The following is a 16,340-nucleotide window of genomic DNA, read 5'->3' as shown; positions in this document are numbered from 1 at the left end:
CATGGGTGGGACGGTATTCGTGACATTGTTGTCGAGCGCGCTGGCGCTGCTTCTGGTGTGGGCCGGAATCGAGGACGCGCGCCGCCGCGAGATCGCCGACTGGAAGAACATCGCCATCGCGCTGCTCGCGCCGCTGTGGTGGTGGGCGAGCGGGATGACGCCCTGGCCCGACATGGCACTCCAGATCGGCGTCGCCGCGATCGTGTTCGGCGTGTTCTGCTTCGTGTTCGCGCGCGGCTGGATGGGCGGCGGCGACGTCAAGATAATCGGCGCGCTCGCATTGTGGTTTCCGCTGCAACTGCTGGTGTGGATGCTGCTGGTGATGTCGATCGCCGGCGGCGTGCTCACCATCGTCATGCTGTTCGATCGCGCGCGCGATCCGGCCAAGCCGATCGAGGTGCCTTACGGCGTCGCGATCGCCTTCGCCGCCCTGCTCGCAATGCGTGAACTGCATTTTAACCACCCAAGCATATTTGCTTGAGCCGGAATTAGCCGGGCGTCGAAAGGCCTGAGATGGACAGTCGCAAAATCATATTGCTGGTGAGCGCGCTGATGGTTGCCGCCATCACCGCGTTCCTGGCGCGCAGCCTGATCGTGGGCACGCCCGCGCCCCAGGCGGCGGCAATTGCGGCTGCGGCGCCGGTCAACGGCCCCGAAGTGCTGGTGGCGACGCGTGCGTTGCCGATCGGCACGATCCTCGACGCGACGGCGGTGAAGTACCAGCCGTGGCCCAAGGAACTGGTGGAGAACGCCTATTTCATCCACCAGGGCAATTTCGACATCAAGACGCTGCAAGGCACCGTCGTGCGCAATCCGATCACCGCCGGGCAGCCGATCACGCAGGGCGCGCTGGTCAAGCCGGGCGATCGGGGTTTTCTCGCCGCCGCGCTCGGGCCGGGCATGCGCGCGGTGACGGTCCCCGTCTCGCAGCAGAGCAGCGTCGCCGGTTTCGTGTTTCCCGGCGACCGGATCGATCTGGTGCTGACGCAGAACGTCGTCGGCGGCGGCGACGGCCCGCCGCTCAAGGTCGCCGAGACGGTGATGCGCAACCTGCGCGTCCTCGCCACCGATCAGCGCACCGACAATACGCTCGACGAGAACGGCAAGACTCAGGTCCGCACCTTCTCGATGGTGACGCTCGAGGCGACACCCAAGCTCGCCGAACAGATCGCCGTCGTGCAGACGCTCGGGCAATTGTCGCTGTCGCTGCGCAGCCTCGCCGATAACCAGTCCGAACTCGAACAGGCGATCGCCAGCGGCGCGGTGAACGTGCCCGACGGCAGTGATCCGAAGGCCGAAAAGGCGATGATGGTCAAGGTCGCCGCGCAGCCGAGCGCCGGTAGCATCTCGTACGAAACCGGCGCCGACGTGTCGCGCTTCCAGCGCCGCACCGTGCCGGGCAAGCCGGTCGAAACGAATACGCCGGGCGGCGCAACGCCTGTCCCCAAGGGGCCGGTCGTGCGGGTCGCGCGTGGCAATGCCGTGACCGATGTCGCGGTTGGGGGGAAGAAGTAGGATGCGCGCTGTCTCAAAGTCGATCGGCTGGCCGCTGGCCGTCGCGCTTGTCGCAGGGGGGGCGAACGCCGCTCCGCTCAAACACCCGACGCCCCGGCGCGGCGCGCCCGCCGTCGCGCCCGCCAGCACGCTCTTGCAGGTGAGCACCGGGCGCGGTCGTCTCATCAACCTCTCCCGTCCGATCACGGACGTGTTCGTCGCCAGCGACGCCATCGCCGATGTGCAGGTCCGCTCGCCGACGCAGCTCTACGTGTTCGGCAAGGGCCAGGGCGAGACGACGGTGTCGGCGACGGCGGCCGGGGGCGCGGTAGTCTATTCGGCGACCGTCCGCGTCGGCAACAATTTCGACACGGTCCAGCAGATGCTCAACATGGCGATGCCGGAATCGCACATCACCGCGACGACGATGAACGGACTCGTGCTGCTCACCGGCACCATCGCCAGTCCCGGCGACGGCGCGGAAGCCGAGCGGCTGGTCCAGTCGTTCGTCGGCGATTCCACCAAGGTGCTGTCGCGGCTGAAGAGCGCGACGCCGCTTCAGGTGAACCTGCAGGTGCGCTTCGCCGAGGTGAGCCGCAGCTTCGTCAAGAATATCGGCGTCAATCTCAGCAGCTACGACAAGGCCGGCGGTTTTCAGTTCGGCGTCGGCCAAGGCCGGCAGGCGACTCAATATGCGCCCTACGGCGGGCTCTTCACCGGCGGCACGAGCGCAAGCACCGGAACCAGCCTGCTCAATACCATTGCCAATGGCACGACGATCGGCGCGGCCGGCAAGCTGTTCGGGGTGAATTTGCTCTCCTCGCTCGATCTCGGCGAGCAGGACGGCCAGGTGACGACGCTCGCCAATCCGAACCTCACCGCCTTGTCCGGCGAGACCGGCACGTTCCTGGCCGGCGGCGAGATCCCGATCCCGGTGAGCCAGGGGCTTGGCGCGGTATCGGTCGAGTACAAGCAATATGGCGTCAGCCTCGCCTATACGCCGACCGTGCTCGCCGATGGCCGGATTTCGCTGCGCGTGCGCCCCGAGGTGTCGCAATTGACCTCCGACGGCGCGGTGACGATCAGCGGCACGACGATCCCGGCGCTGAGCACGCGGCGCGCCGAGACGACGGTCGAACTCGGCTCGGGCCAGAGCTTCATGATCGCAGGGCTGCTTCGCAACGATCACAACAATGCGATCAGCAAGGCTCCGGGCGTCGGTGACATGCCGGTGCTCGGCGCATTGTTCCGCTCGAACGCGTTCAAGCGTAATGAATCCGAACTGGTGATCGTCATCACGCCGTATCTGGTGAAGCCGGTCGACGCGAACCAGATCGTTCTGCCGACCGACGGCTACAAGGCGCCGACCGATCTCGACCAGATCCTGTTCGGGCAGCTCGGCGGCGGCACCACCGGCGCGCAGCGGCCCAAGCCGCGGCTGGCGGCACCCGTCACCGCGCAGCCGGTGCTCGGCGCCGCGACGCCCGTGCCATCGCCGGGCGCACCTACCACGCCTGCCGCGCCACCGCCGGGTGAACGGGCGGTGGCCGCGACCGCTCCGAAATTCCAGAAGCCCGGTGCCGCTGCGCCCGGCTTCGACAATTGACGCTGTGCAAGGGGCAAAATCCATGCGGAAACATCTGATCCTGATCGCGGCGCTCGCCATCGGCGGCTGCACCGGCACACAGAACCGAAGCCTCGAATCGGTGCATCAGCCGGTCGTGGCGCGCACCGATTATGTGTTCGACGTTGCCACCAGCGGCACCGCGCTCGCCCCCGGGGAGGCGCAGCGGCTCGCCGGGTGGATGACGTCGATGCGGCTCGGCTATGGCGATCACGTCGCGGTCGATGATCCCGGCAGCTACGCGACCCGCGCGCACGAGCAGATCGCCGCGCAGGTCGCGCGCTATGGGCTGCTCGTCGCGGACGATGCGCCCGTCACCGATGCGCCGGTGACTCCGGGCATGGTCCGCGTCGTCATCAGCCGGACGAAGGCGACCGTGCCGGGCTGCCCTGATTTCAGCCGCGTGAGCCAGCCCGATTTCGAGAACCATACCGGATCAAACCAGGGCTGCGCGATCAACAGCAATCTCGCCGCGATGGTCGCCAATCCGATGGACCTTGTGCACGGGCAGAGCGCCGGCGCGGCGACCGACACCGCCTCCGCGACCAAGGCGATCGACAGCTTCCGCAAGGCCGTGCCCACCGGCGCGGGTGGGCTGAAGGAGGTGAAGAAATGAACGCGCCCTTCAATCCCGGCAAGATCGGGCTTCGCGAACCGTTCGTCGCCTATGTCTGCGACGATGCCACGGCCGAGACGATCCGGGGCGTCGCCTCCGACATGGGCTGGGCGCAGGAGAAGGTCTCCACGGGGGGCTTGCGCAATGCGGTCCAGTCGCTGTCGGTCGCGGCCAGCCCGCAGATCTTGCTGATCGATCTGTCGGAGAGCGGCGATCCGCTCAACGATATCAATGCGCTCGCCGAAGTGTGCGAACCCGGCACCGTCGTCATCGCGACCGGCCAAGTCAACGACGTGCGGCTGTACCGCGATCTCGTCGTCAGCGGCATCCAGGATTATCTGCTCAAACCGCTTAACCCCGCGTCGTTGCGCGATGCGCTCACGCACGCGCAGGCGATCTTCAACGCGCCCAAGGTGATCGAGGACACCGGCACCCGCCCGCATTGCGCGACCGCCTTCATCGGCGCGCGTGGCGGGGTCGGCGCGTCCACGCTGGCGACCTCGATCGCGTGGCTGATCAGCGAGCGCGGGCCGCGCAACACCGCGATCCTCGATCTCGACGTGCATTTCGGCACCGGTGCGCTCGCGCTCGATCTCGAACCCGGCCGGGGACTTACCGACGCGATCGAAAACCCCAGCCGCATCGACGGGTTGTTCATCGAACGCGCGATGGTCAGGGCCAGCGACACGCTTTCGGTGCTGTCGGCCGAAGCACCGATCAACGCGCCGATCATGAGCGATGGCGCCGCCTTCCACCAATTGCAGGAGGAGATGCGGCACGCCTTCGAATGCACGATCATCGATCTGCCGCGCGCGATGCTGGTCCAGCACCCGCACCTCGTCGCCGAAGTCCAGGTCGCGGTGATCGTCACCGAGCTGACGCTGGCGGCAGCGCGCGATACGATCCGCATCCTCTCCTGGCTCAAATCGAACGCGCCGCTGACGCAGGTGATCGTGGTCGCCAACCGCGTTCTGCCGGCAGCGCAGCTCGAGATCAGCCGCAAGGATTTCGAAGGCTCGATCGAGCGCAAGATCGACTATTTCGTGCCGTTCGACCAGAAGCTCGCCGCGCAGGCCGCCAAGCTCGGCAAGACGCTGGCCGAGGTCGGCAAGACTTCGAAGACGACCGCGCCGCTGGTCGACGTCGCGACTCAGATCCTCGCGATCGGCGACACCGAAAGCGGCGGGCCGGGCCGCAAGAAGAGGGCCGGCGCGGCGTCGCTGCTCGGGAAGATCGGCGATCTCAAGGCGATGATGCCGAAACGCGCCGCGAAGACGAAATAAGCTTGGCCTGAGCGACGGGAGCGATTGAAGCCGCGATGGACATGATGCCGATCCTTGCCGTTGGCGTCGGTGCGCTCGGCGTGCTGGTGCTGCTGGCGTTCGCGTTCACCGGCCCCTCGCCCGAACGCGCGCGCACGCGCCGGCTCGCATCGGTGCGCGAACGGCATGGCGAGAGCGCAGACCCGTTCTCCGCCGTGCAGGCGCGCCGCATCGCCGCCACGCGCGGCACCAGGATGGACGCGGCGGCGATGCGCTATCTGCCGCGCCCCGATGCGCTCAAGAAACGGCTGGCGATGACCGGCAAGAGCTGGACGATGGGCCAATACGGCGCGGCCACGGTCGGCTGCGCGGCGGTCGTGGCGGCGATGCTGATCCTCCTCAACCTGCCGGTCGCCTTGTCGCTGCTGCTCGGCGTCGCGGTTGGCGCTGGCATTCCGCACATGACGGTGGGCTTTCACATCAAGCGGCGCGTCGCCAAATTCACCGCCAAATTCCCCGACGCCATTGAACTGCTCGTGCGCGGCCTGCGCTCCGGCCTGCCGATCACCGAGACGATCGGCGTCGTGGGGCAAGAGATCGACGGACCGATCGGGGTCGAGTTCCGCGCGATCACCGACAGGATGCGGATCGGCCGCACGCTCGACGCAGCGTTGCAGGAGACCGCCGACCGGCTCGGCACGCCCGAATTCCAGTTCTTCGTCATCAGCATCGCGATCCAGCGCGAGACCGGAGGCAACCTCGCCGAAACGCTCGCCAACCTCGCCACGGTGCTGCGCACGCGCTTCCAGATGAAGCTCAAGATCAAGGCGATGTCGTCCGAATCCAAGGCATCGGCGTACATCGTCGGGGCATTGCCGTTCATCGTGTTCAGTATGATCTGGATGATCAACCCCAGCTACATGCAGAACTTCTTTGTCGATCCGCGGCTGATCATCGCCGGGGTTGGCGGGCTGGTGTGGATGGGGATCGGCGTGTTCATCATGGCCAAGATGGTCAGTTTCGAAATCTAACCAGAGGTACGAGCGGCATATCATGGCACCAGCAGCCGGACCAAAGATCCTCGGGATCGACGTCTTCGCGGTCGCGACCTTGCTCGCGGGCGTGGCGGCGTGTGCCGTCCTGCTCGCTGTCTATGCGGCCATGACCGTTCGCGACCCGATGACCAAGCGAGTCAGGGCGCTCAACGATCGCCGCGAACAGTTGAAGGCGGGGATCACCGCCTCGACCAAGCGCCGCGCCAAGCTCGTCACCCGGAACGAGACGACCGACCGCATCAAGGCGTTCCTCTCCGCGTTCAAGATGCTTCAGGACAGCCAGGTCAGGGCGGCGCAGACCAAGCTGCTTCAGGCCGGCATCCGATCCAAGGAATATGCCGTCGCGGTCATCTTCGGGCGGCTGGTGCTGCCGATCGTGTTTGGCGGCCTGAGCCTGTACTTCGTCTATGGCACGGACATGTTCGCAACATGGTCGCCGCTCAAGGCGTATGGCATCGTCGCCGCCAGCTTCATCCTGTCGTACAAGGCGCCCGACCTTTACCTCGACAACAAGGTGACGAAACGTTCGGACGCGATCCGCAAGGGCTTGCCCGACGCGCTCGACCTGTTGGTGATCTGTGCCGAAGCGGGACTGACCGTTGACGCGGCGTTCGGCCGCGTCGCGCGTGAACTCGGCAAGGCCTATCCCGAACTGGGCGACGAATTCACGCTCGCCGCGATCGAACTGAGCTTTCTGGCGGAACGCCGGCAGGCGTTCGAGAATCTCGCGGCGCGGGTGAAGCTCGATGCGCTCAAAGGCGTGGTCACCACGATGATTCAGACCGAAAAATACGGCACGCCGCTGGCGTCGGCGCTGCGCGTGTTGTCGGCGGAGTTTCGCAACGAACGCATGATGCGCGCCGAGGAGAAGGCCGCGCGCCTCCCCGCGATCATGACGATCCCGTTGATCTTGTTCATTTTGCCGACCCTGTTCATCGTGATTCTCGGGCCGGCGGCCTGTTCCATTTCGGACTCGTTCATCCACGGAAACCACTGACCTGTCCCGAATCGGCGCACAACCTGGGCTTGCTGGCCGCAGGCGTGCGCGTCAGGAATGCGGACTCGTCGATGGAGGGCCGGTGCCGCGATGCTGTTCGATTCCCCGCTGCAACTGCTGGTGCTGTGTGCGTTGGCGATCGGCGGCTGGTTGCTTGGGTTTGCCACCAATCCGACGACGGTCCATCACGACAAGGTGATGCGCCGCCTCAACCGCGAGTTCGCGGCGTTCCGCACGCAAGCGCAGAACCGGCTCAACACGCTGACGCGCCATGCCGCCGCGCTGGAGGCGTCTCACCAGACGATCGCCGAGCGGCTGGGCGAAGCCGAAGCGCGGATCGCCGCCTTCAAGGCCGAGGCCGCGCCGCCGCCCGACCCGGAAGAGCCGGGCGATCGCGCGCGCCCTGGTCCGCCCGACGTGCTGACCCGGATCGACGGCATCGACGGCTCGATCGACCAGCGGCTGTCGGCGCTCGGCATCACCCGCTTCGAGGACATCGAGAAACTGTCCGATCAGGACGAGATGGCGCTGGAACTGCGCCTCGCGCTGCCGGCGGGATACATCACCGGCCGGCAGTGGCGACAACAGGCGGCGGCTTTGCGCGCCGCCGGCGAGGCGTGATCCCGTTCAGTAGCGGATTCGCGTCACGGTGATGTGCTTCTTGGCGAGCAGCGCCTGGACGCTGCCCGCGCCGGCGAGGTGCCCCGCCCCGACCGCGATGAACACCGTGCCGGGTTGATCCATCCGCTTGGCGATCCAGTCCGCCCAGCGCGCGTTGCGATCATACAGCAGCACCTGGCGCAGCACCGGCTGCTTGGTGAGATCCTCGTTCATCATCCTGCCGAGCCCGTCGGCATCGCCCTTGCCCCACAGATCAACCATCTTGTTGATCTCGGCCGGGAACGTATCGATATCCTCGATGCCGGAGAGCAGGAACGAGACCTGCGCGTCCTGCGGCAGATCGTGAAAATAGCCGAGTTGCTGGCCGAGCGTCTCCAGCCCGGTAACCGGCTTGCCCGCCGCCTTGGCCGCCGCGTCGAGCTGCTTCTCGACACCGTCTTCGCGGCCGAAGCCGCTCTTCTGCAATTCGATCTGGCCGACCGTCGCGCCGGCGAACCACGGCTCGAACCGGTCGAAGGCGCTCGGCTGTACGCCGAGCTTGGCGAGACCGGCGAGATAGGCAGGCCGCTTGGCGGCGGGAATTTTCTCGGTCAGCGTCGGCCCGGTAGGATCGATCGCGAGCGGCAGAATCACCTTCTGCGCCTCCTCGCGCGAGGGCATCGGGATTTCGAGGACGAGGCTGTCGCTCGCGTCGAACGCCTTCCGCACGGCCTCGTCGAACCAGCCGAGACCGGGCTTGAGCGCATGGATCGTCCCGAACAGGTAGATCGTGGTGTCCTTGTCCTTGGCCACCCACAGCGCGGGATCGACATCCTTGACCGCGCCCGGCGCGGGCTGCGCGCAGGCGGGCGTGGCCACGATCAGGCTTGCCGCCAGCAAGGTCTTCAAGAAGCGCATCGTTCACATCCCACAAAGCCGAACGGCGCCGATTATAGAATCCGCAGCGTCCCGCCAGCCCAAAGTCTGGCTATTGCACGCGCGTCACCCGCACGCCGCGCTTGCGCAGCAGCGCCAGCACCGAATCGGGGCCGATGAAATGCCCTGCCCCGGCCGCGAACAAGGCGGTGCCGGGCATTTTCAGCCGTCGCACCAGCGCGTCCGCCCAGGCCCGGTTGCGGTGCGCGAGCAGCGCGCCACCCAGCGCATCGCCACCGCTCGTCGCCATCATCTCGCGTGTCAGCGCCGAGCCGGCGCCGAGGTCGCCCTGTGCCCAGGCGTGAGTCGGCCCGCGGCGTTCGGCACGAGTCGGCGCTGGCGTATCGAGCGCCTTGTCGAGCGACCGGCGCTGCTCGGCCTCGGGCACCGCGCTCACCTGCGCCATCACCTTTGCGGCATCCTCGATCGCGATGACCGGTTTGTGGCGGCTGCGGAATTGCGCCTCGATCCAGTCGTCGGCGCCGGGACCGGGCAGTTCGCCCGCCTGCGTGTCGCGCACGAAGCCGACCGCGATCGCGGCGATCCAGGTCGGCATTTCATCCATGATGCCAGCCGCTTCGGGCGGCAGCGTGTCGGTGAAACGCCCCAGCGCGGCGCGGTGATCGGGCGAGACGCGCGCGGCGAGCGGCGGCAGCGGCGTGTCGCCATCATGCGCGGTGGCAAAGTCTGGCACGGCATCAGCATCAATCGCCTCGACGATCAGCGTGTCGGCCCTGGCGACGATCGCGTCGATCGCGGCGTCGCGCCACGCGAAGCCGGGAGGCAGCACATGCACCGTGCCGAACAGATAGATCGCCGTGTCGCGGTCGCCGATCCGCCAGATCGCCGGATGCGGACGATAATTCTGGGAAAGCTGCGACAGCAGCAGCGCGTCCGCACTGCGCGCCGCTTCCTCGGGCGAGATCGCGTCGTCGTCGAGCGGCGCTGCCGGCGGCGCGGTCTGATCGTCGAGCGGAAGTGCCGCGTAGACGATCCGTGGGCCGGCCACGACCGGCTGGCCGGAAAGCGTAAGCGTCTGGCTGGCCGGAACGCCGGCATAGGCGATGCGTTGCGCCGACGCCGGGGCGGTCGCCCAGCACAGCGACAGCACGGCCGTCAGGGCACCACGTACCCCAGACCCGCCCGCTCGCGGCAAAGCGAGACCAATGCGCGCCATGATGGCGCCGATGAAGCGCAAACCCGCCGCGCCGTCAATCGGGCGCGGCGCGGACGGTTGACCCTGTTTCGGCCATACGCCAAAGCCCGGTGCCATTAGACACCCGCGAGGATACAGTTCTTGGCCGCAAGCCACCTCTCCGCTCCCGCCCGCCCCGCTCCCGGCGGGCCGCTGAGCTTCCAGCGCATGATCCTGACGCTTCACGATTACTGGAGCGCGCATGGCTGCCTGATCCTGCAACCGTATGACATGGAGATGGGCGCCGGCACCTTCCACCCGGCGACGACGCTGCGCGCGCTCGGCCCGAACCCGTGGAACGCCGCGTTCGTCCAGCCGTGCCGCCGCCCCACCGACGGCCGCTATGGCGAGAACCCCAACCGGCTCCAGCATTATTACCAATATCAGGTGATCCTGAAGCCGAGCCCGCCCGACTTGCAGGAGCTGTACCTCGGCAGCCTCGCCGCGATCGGCATCGATTTCACCCGCCACGACATCCGCTTCGTCGAGGACGATTGGGAAAGCCCGACGCTCGGCGCATGGGGGCTTGGCTGGGAAGTGTGGTGCGATGGCATGGAGGTCACGCAGTTCACCTATTTCCAGCAGATGGGCGGCTATGACTGCAAGCCCGTCGCGGGCGAACTGACCTATGGGCTGGAGCGGCTCGCGCTGTACCTCCAGAACAAGGACAGCGTGTACGATCTCGCCTTCAACGATGCCGAGGGCAACCAACCGCAGATGACCTATGGCGACGTGTTCCTGGAGAACGAGCGCCAGATGAGCACGTGGAACTTCGAGGTCGCCGATACCGAGCGGCTGTTCGACCTGTTCCGCAAGGCCACCGCCGAATGCGAAAGCTGTCTGGAGGCGAAGCTGCCGATCCCCGCCTACGAACAGGCGATCAAGGCGAGCCACGTCTTCAACCTGCTGCAAGCGCGCGGGGTGATCTCGGTGGCGGAACGGCAGGCGTATATGGGCCGCGTGCGCGATCTCGCGAAGGGCGCGTGTGCGTCGTGGATGGAGAAGAACGGGTGGGCCGCGTGATGACCCTCAAAACCGTCGCTCCGGCGCAGGCCGGGGCCGCTGTGTATGGGGCACCCGGTTCGTTCAGTAACGCAGCGGCCCCGGCCTGCGCCGGGGAGACGGTTTCGAGCCACCCCGTTTACGTAAACCGCTGTTCCCCCGCGAAGGCGGGGGTCCAGACCCCAACCAACATCTCGTGCGCCAGCGCGATCGGCGCTGCGCGCCGAGGCTGGACCCCCGCCTTCGCGGGGGAACGGAGAGCATCATGACCGACTTCCTCCTCGAACTCCGCTCGGAGGAAATCCCCGCGCGCATGCAGGACAAGGCGCGCGACGATCTCGCGCGGCTGTTCGCGGCCGAGCTGGCGAAATCCGGCCTCCACACCGACGTGATCGTCACCTTCGCGACGCCGCGCCGGCTCGCGCTGATCGCGCGCGATCTGCCGCAGGCGACCGCCGCGGTTTCGGAAGAAACCAAGGGGCCGAAGAACAGCGCGCCGCCGCAGGCGCTCGACGGCTTCCTGCGCAAGACCGGGCTGACGCGCGAGCAGCTCGTCGAGCGGGACGGCGTGTTCTTCGCGGTGATCGACAAACCCGGCCGCGCCACCGCCGACGTGCTCGCCGAAGCGATCCCCGCCGTGATCCGCGCCTTCCCCTGGCCCAAGTCGATGCGCTGGGGCGAGGCGTCGTTGACGATGGAATCGCTGCGCTGGGTGCGCCCGCTGCAAGGCATCGTCGCCTTGTTCGGCGAGGATGTCGTGCCATGCGAGATCGCCGGCGTCGTCGCGGGCGCGGCGACGGTCGGGCATCGCTCCCACCATCCCGGCGTCATCACGATCGGCTCGGCGAGCGACTATGTCGAGAAACTGCGCGCCTGCCACGTCGTCGTCGATCAGGACGAGCGCCGCCAGATCATCGCGCTCGGCGCGACGATGGCGGCGCGCAAGGCCAACCTTGAGCTGGTCCGCGACGAGGGCCTGCTGGCCGAGAACGCCGGGCTCACCGAATGGCCGGTGCCGCTGCTCGGGCGCTTCGACGAAGCGTTCCTCAGCGTTCCGCCCGAGGTGATCCAGCTCACCGCGCGGGTGAACCAGAAATATTTCGTGTGCCGCGACGCCAGCGGGAGCCTCGCCAACGCATTCGTCTGCACCGCCAATATCGACGCGGTCGACGGCGGCGCGAAGATCGTCGAGGGCAACCAGAAGGTGCTCGCGGCGCGGCTCAGCGACGCGAAGTTCTTCTACGAGACCGATTTGAAGGTGCCGCTCGCCGAACAGGCGGCGAAGCTCGACCGGATCGTGTTCCACGAAAAGCTCGGCACCGTCGCCGACAAGGTCGAGCGCGTCGCGAAATTGGCGCGCTGGCTGGTGGAAGAGGGCATCGTCAAATCTCCCTCTCCCCCTGTGGGAGAGGGAAGGGGCCCGCTCGCTTCAGCGAGTGGGAAGGGTGAGGGGGACGTTCCGAGCCTCACGCCCCCTCACCCTTCCGCGACTGCGTCGCTCCCTCCCTCTCCCACAAGGGGAGAGGGAAATCTGGCCGATCTCGCCGAGCGCGCCGCACGGCTGGCGAAGGCCGATCTCGTCACCGGCATGGTCGGCGAGTTCCCCGAATTGCAGGGCCTGATGGGCGGCTATTACGCCGCCGCGCAAGGCGAAGATCCGCGCGTCGCGGCGGCGATCCGCGATCACTACAAGCCGGTCGGCCAGGGCGACGACGTGCCGACCGATCCGGTGACGGTGGCGGTATCGCTGGCGGATAAGCTGGATACGATTGCCTGCTTTTTCGCGATCGATGAGAAACCGACCGGTTCTAAAGATCCCTTCGCGCTACGCCGTGCTGCTTTGGCAGCTATCCGGCTCTTGCAAGCCAATAACCTGCGGATGGAGCTGATGCCGATCATTGCTCACGCTGCCTGGCGCTCGCCCTTCGACAGTCTACCAGAGCCGAACACTGCGGCTGCTGACGCATTTACACAATTAATCAGATTCGTCCGCACAGGTTCTGACGTCGCGATTGATATGTTCGGCCAACTTCGGACGCAGGCTGACGCTAAATATTCTGAGGCGTTTGAAATTAGATTCAAACGCTCACGAGATATTGGGTTTGAGGCAGTTACCTTCTTCGCCGACCGCCTCAAAGTCCAGCAACGCGAAGCCGGCGTCCGTCACGACCTGATCGACGCGGTGTTCGCGCTCGGCGGGGAGGACGATCTCGTCCGGCTGCTTGCACGCGTCCATGCGTTGCAGGCGTTCGTCGACACCGAGGATGGGGCAAATCTGCTCGCCGGGTACAAGCGGGCGGCGAATATTCTGAAGAAGGAGGGGTTCGCGCAACCTGCTCCCCTCCCTGGAAGGGAGGGGCTGGGGGTGGGTCGCCCCGAGGCGACCGACGCGCGTTCCCAAGGCGAACCCACCCCCGCCCCCTCCCTTCCAGGGAGGGGAGACGAAGCGAGATATGCGCCCGAACCCGCCGAGGCCGCCCTCCTCGCCGCGCTCGACGCGGCCGAGCCGGCCGCCGCCGATGCCGTCGCGCATGAGGATTTCGAGGCAGCGATGGCGGCGCTCGCCACGCTGCGCGCGCCGATCGACGCGTTTTTCGAGACCGTCATCGTCAATGATGCCGATCCCGCCAAGCGCGACGCACGCCTCAAGCTGCTCGCGCGAGTCCGCACGGCGGTCCACAGCGTTGCCGACTTCTCGAAGATCGAAGGCTGATCTTAGCGGTAACTTGGATAACTCTGACAATTGACGGATAGCGCTAACAGACATGGTGCGATCAATTTAGCGCACCTGACTTGAATTCTTTCGTGCTGCGATGCACAACGCGCGAAACGAAATTCTGGAGAAAGACATGGCGACGATTCTGGCTGACACGGGCATTTCAACCGATCAGCGCTATGTCTATCGCTTCGGCGGCGGTGTTTCGGATGGCGGCAAGGGTGACCGCAACCTCCTCGGCGGCAAGGGCGCCAACCTTGCCGAAATGGCCTCGATCGGCTTGCCCGTGCCCCCCGGCTTCACGATCAGCACCGAAATGTGCACGCGCTATTACGACGAGGGCGGCCGCTTCCCGGACTCGCTTCGCGACGAAGTCGCCGCCGGCATCGCCCATATCGAGGGCGTGACGGGCAAGATGTTCGGCGACAAGGCCGATCCGCTGCTCGTGTCGGTGCGCTCGGGCGCGCGCGCGTCGATGCCGGGCATGATGGATACCGTGCTCAACCTCGGCCTCAACGACCAGACCGTCGAAGGGCTCGCCGCCACCTCGGGCGACGCGCGGTTCGCGTGGGACAGCTATCGCCGTTTCATCCAGATGTATTCGGACGTTGTGCTCGAACTCGATCACGGCGCGTTCGAGGAAGCGCTGGAAATCGCCAAGGAAGACAATGGCTATTTCCTCGACACCGACCTGACCGCCGACGATCTGCGCAAACTCGTCGCCGAGTATAAGGCGCTCGTCGAGCAGCAATGGGGCAAGCCCTTCCCGCAAGACGTGCATGACCAGCTCTGGGGTGCGGTCGGCGCGGTGTTCGGCTCGTGGCAGTCCGAGCGCGCCAAGGTCTATCGCCGCCTCAACGACATTCCCGCCGCTTGGGGCACCGCCGTCAACATCCAGGCGATGGTGTTCGGCAACATGGGCGACACCTCGGCGACCGGCGTCGCCTTCACGCGTGACCCCGCCAAGGGCGACCGCGCCTATTACGGCGAATTCCTCATCAACGCGCAGGGCGAGGACGTCGTGGCCGGCATTCGCACCCCGCAATATCTGACCAAGGCCGCCAAGGATGCGGCGGCCGCCAAGCCCGCCTCCATGGAAGAGGCGATGCCCGAGACCTTCACCGAACTGGCCAAGGTGTTCGACCTGCTCGAAACGCATTACCGCGACATGCAGGACATCGAATTCACCGTGCAGCAGGGCAAGCTCTGGATGCTCCAGACCCGCTCGGGCAAGCGCACCGCCAAGGCGGCGCTCAAGATCGCGGTCGAAATGGCCGAGGAAGGCCTCATCACCCGCGAGGAAGCGATCGCGCGAGTCGAGCCGCAGGCGCTCGACCAGTTGCTCCACCCGACGCTCGACCCCAAGGCGGTGCGCGACGTGCTGACCAAGGGCCTGCCCGCCTCGCCGGGCGCGGCGAGCGGAGCGGCGGTGTTCGACAGCGACACCGCCGAGAAGCGCGCAGCGGCGGGCGACAGCGTGATCCTGATCCGAGTCGAGACTAGCCCCGAAGACATTCACGGCATGCACGCCGCCAAGGGCATCCTCACCGCGCGCGGCGGCATGACCAGCCACGCGGCGGTGGTCGCGCGCGGCATGGGCCGGCCCTGCGTGTCGGGCGCGGGCTCGATCTCGATCGACATCAAGGCGCGCGTGATGCGAGTCGGCGGTCGCGAGATCGCCGAGGGCGATATCGTCACGATCGACGGCACCACCGGCGAGGTGATGGCGGGCGCGGTGCCGACCGTGCAGCCCGAACTGTCGGGCGATTTCGGCACATTGATGGGCTGGGCAGACGAAGTGCGGCGCCTCAAGGTGCGCGCCAACGCCGAAACCCCGCTCGACGCCAAGACCGCACGCGAGTTCGGCGCCGAGGGCATTGGCCTGTGCCGCACCGAGCATATGTTCTTCGATGCGGAACGGATCACCAACGTCCGCCAGATGATCCTCGCCGAAGACGAGGCCGGCCGCCGCGCCGCGCTGGCGAAACTGCTGCCCGAACAGCGCAGCGACTTCGTGCAATTGTTCGAGGTGATGGCCGGTCTGCCGGTGACGATCCGACTGCTCGATCCGCCGCTCCACGAATTCCTGCCGCACGAGGAAGCCGAGTTCGCCGAGGTGGCGAGCGCCGCCGGCGTCGATATCGACACGCTCAAGCGCCGTGCCGCTGAACTCCACGAGTTCAACCCGATGCTCGGCCATCGCGGTTGCCGGCTCGGCGTCACCTATCCCGAAATCTACGAGATGCAGGCGCGCGCCATCTTCGAAGCAGCGATCGAAGTCGCGGAGAAATCCGGCGCGGCGCCGATCCCCGAGGTGATGATCCCGCTCGTCGGCACGCGCCGCGAGCTGGAGCTGATGAAGATCGTGGTCGATCAGGCCGCGCAGGCGGTGTTCGCCGACAAGGGCCGCACCATCGAATATCTCGTCGGCACGATGATCGAACTGCCGCGCGCCGCGCTGATGGCGGGCGAGATCGCCGAGGTCGGCGAGTTCTTCTCGTTCGGCACCAACGATCTGACCCAGACCACGCTCGGCGTGTCGCGTGACGACGCGGCGCGTTTCCTCGGCGTCTATGTCGAGAAAGGCATCTACGCCAAAGACCCGTTCGTCAGCCTCGATGTCGAGGGTGTCGGCCAGTTGATCGAACTCGCCGCCGAACGCGGCCGCAAGACTCGCGCCGGCATCAAGCTCGGCATCTGCGGCGAACATGGCGGCGATCCGGCCTCGATCGCATTCTGCGAACAGACCGGGCTCGATTACGTCAGCGCCTCGCCCTATCGCGTGCCGATCGCGCGGTTGGCGGCGGCACAGGCCGCGCTCGCCGCCAGGGGGTAATCGCTCC

At 66.7% G+C, this 16,340-nt stretch carries 13 protein-coding genes; 11 read left to right on the top strand and 2 right to left on the bottom strand.

Features of this window, described 5'->3' with window-relative positions:
- Position 1 precedes the first annotated feature (1 nt).
- The 8 genes from J0A91_RS14490 (at position 2) to J0A91_RS14455 (ending at position 7,669) form a co-directional block, all read left to right on the top strand.
- On the top strand, positions 2-481 hold the full coding sequence (locus tag J0A91_RS14490) for an A24 family peptidase (protein ID WP_069205501.1): 480 nt from the start codon (positions 2-4) through the stop codon (positions 479-481).
- Between the two features lie 32 nt (positions 482-513).
- Positions 514-1,515 (top strand): Flp pilus assembly protein CpaB, encoded by a 1,002-nt coding sequence (gene cpaB, locus J0A91_RS14485; protein WP_069205500.1) that lies wholly within the window; start codon positions 514-516, stop codon positions 1,513-1,515.
- Between the two features lies 1 nt (position 1,516).
- Complete coding sequence (locus J0A91_RS14480) at positions 1,517-3,100, top strand: type II and III secretion system protein family protein (protein ID WP_083224681.1); 1,584 nt, start codon at positions 1,517-1,519, stop codon at positions 3,098-3,100.
- A gap of 22 nt (positions 3,101-3,122) precedes the next feature.
- The gene (locus J0A91_RS14475) at positions 3,123-3,734 is read left to right on the top strand and encodes a CpaD family pilus assembly protein (RefSeq protein ID WP_069205498.1); all 612 of its coding nucleotides are present in this window, start codon (positions 3,123-3,125) and stop codon (positions 3,732-3,734) included.
- A complete protein-coding gene (locus J0A91_RS14470) occupies positions 3,731-5,017 on the top strand; it encodes a CpaE/TadZ family protein (protein ID WP_069205497.1) in 1,287 nt (428 codons plus the stop codon). Before J0A91_RS14475 ends, J0A91_RS14470 begins: the two co-directional genes overlap by 4 nt.
- A gap of 35 nt (positions 5,018-5,052) precedes the next feature.
- A complete protein-coding gene (locus J0A91_RS14465; protein WP_069205496.1) occupies positions 5,053-6,027 on the top strand; it encodes a type II secretion system F family protein in 975 nt (324 codons plus the stop codon).
- 22 nt (positions 6,028-6,049) lie between these two features.
- Complete coding sequence (locus J0A91_RS14460; protein ID WP_069205495.1) at positions 6,050-7,048, top strand: type II secretion system F family protein; 999 nt, start codon at positions 6,050-6,052, stop codon at positions 7,046-7,048.
- A 90-nt stretch (positions 7,049-7,138) separates the two neighbouring features.
- A complete protein-coding gene (locus tag J0A91_RS14455) occupies positions 7,139-7,669 on the top strand; it encodes a hypothetical protein (protein ID WP_069205494.1) in 531 nt (176 codons plus the stop codon).
- A gap of 6 nt (positions 7,670-7,675) precedes the next feature.
- Here the strand turns inward: J0A91_RS14455 and J0A91_RS14450 are convergent, their stop codons facing one another.
- Complete coding sequence (locus J0A91_RS14450; protein WP_069205493.1) at positions 7,676-8,566, bottom strand: TraB/GumN family protein; 891 nt, start codon at positions 8,564-8,566, stop codon at positions 7,676-7,678.
- 70 nt (positions 8,567-8,636) lie between these two features.
- Complete coding sequence (locus J0A91_RS14445) at positions 8,637-9,761, bottom strand: TraB/GumN family protein (RefSeq protein WP_169833147.1); 1,125 nt, start codon at positions 9,759-9,761, stop codon at positions 8,637-8,639.
- Positions 9,762-9,947: 186 nt separating this feature from the next.
- On the opposite strand from J0A91_RS14445, the gene J0A91_RS14440 reads away from it, so the two are divergent.
- The 3 genes from J0A91_RS14440 to ppdK all read left to right on the top strand — a co-directional run bounded on the left by J0A91_RS14440 (position 9,948) and on the right by ppdK (position 16,333).
- The gene (locus tag J0A91_RS14440) at positions 9,948-10,802 is read left to right on the top strand and encodes a glycine--tRNA ligase subunit alpha (RefSeq protein WP_069205492.1); all 855 of its coding nucleotides are present in this window, start codon (positions 9,948-9,950) and stop codon (positions 10,800-10,802) included.
- A gap of 244 nt (positions 10,803-11,046) precedes the next feature.
- Positions 11,047-13,494 carry a glycine--tRNA ligase subunit beta gene (gene glyS, locus J0A91_RS14435; protein ID WP_069205491.1) on the top strand — a complete coding sequence of 816 codons (2,448 nt, stop codon included), beginning with the start codon at positions 11,047-11,049 and terminating at the stop codon, positions 13,492-13,494.
- Positions 13,495-13,630: 136 nt separating this feature from the next.
- Positions 13,631-16,333 carry a pyruvate, phosphate dikinase gene (gene ppdK / locus J0A91_RS14430; RefSeq protein WP_069207347.1) on the top strand — a complete coding sequence of 901 codons (2,703 nt, stop codon included), beginning with the start codon at positions 13,631-13,633 and terminating at the stop codon, positions 16,331-16,333.
- Positions 16,334-16,340: the final 7 nt, after the last annotated feature.

It is taken from the genome of Sphingomonas panacis, from assembly GCF_001717955.1.
GTDB classification, from domain to species: Bacteria; Pseudomonadota; Alphaproteobacteria; order Sphingomonadales; family Sphingomonadaceae; genus Sphingomonas; species Sphingomonas panacis.
This window is presented reverse-complemented; position numbering and strand designations above follow the sequence as displayed.